General features: G+C 62.6%; 1 protein-coding gene. It reads right to left on the bottom strand.

The features are described from left to right. The coding region (locus ACW9JE_RS30865; protein ID WP_457434927.1) for an AMP-binding protein at positions 1–992 on the bottom strand (992 nt) is incomplete at both ends.

Below are 992 nucleotides of genomic sequence, written 5' to 3'. Positions count from 1 at the left end.
CGGTGGCCGGACACGTTCAGCACGTCGTCCACACGCCCGGTGATCCAGTAGTAACCATCGGCATCACGACGGGCACCGTCACCGGTGAAGTACATGCCGCGGAAAGTCTTGAAGTAGGTATCGACAAAGCGATCGTGGTCGCCGTACAGGGTACGCGCCTGACCCGGCCACGAATCGAGAATCACCAGGTTGCCCTCGGCCTCGCCTTCGATGATGTTGCCCAGGTTGTCCACAAGCGCCGGCACCACACCAAAGAACGGACGCGCCGCGGAACCCGGCTTCATCGCATGAGCACCCGGCAGCGGGCTCATCATGTTGCCGCCGGTTTCGGTCTGCCACCAGGTATCGACGATCGGGCAACGGGACTTGCCGACGTTCTTGTAGTACCAGTCCCATGCTTCCGGGTTGATCGGCTCGCCCACCGAACCCAGCAGACGCAGGCTGCTCCCATCGGCGCCTTCGACTGCGGCAGTACCGGCGGCCATCATTGCGCGAATCGCGGTCGGTGCGGTGTAGAGGATGTTGACCTTGTGCTTGTCGACGATCTTCGCCACCCGGGTGATGTCCGGATAGTTCGGCACGCCTTCGAACAGCAGCGTGGTCGCGCCATTGGCCAGCGGGCCGTAGACGATGTAGCTGTGGCCGGTGACCCAACCCACGTCAGCGGTGCACCAGTAGATTTCGCCCGGACGGTAGTCGAACACGCGCTCATGGGTCATGGCCGCGTACAACAGATAGCCGCCGGTGGTGTGCTGCACGCCCTTCGGCTTGCCGGTGGAGCCGGAGGTGTAGAGGATGAACAGCGCTTCTTCGGCGCCCATCTCTTTCGGCGCGCAAACGGTGCCGGCCACTTTCATCAGGTCTTCGAACCAGATGTCGCGATGCTGGTTCCACTTGATGTCGCCACCGGTGCGCTTGCACACGATGACCTTCTGGATGCTGCTGGTTTCCGGGTTGGTCAGGGCGTCGTCGACGTTGGCCTTGAGCGAGAT

This window comes from Pseudomonas sp. SDO55104_S430 (assembly GCF_054070595.1).
The sequence above is the reverse complement of the archived record's forward strand: the minus strand, read 5'-3'. Positions and strand labels throughout refer to the sequence as shown.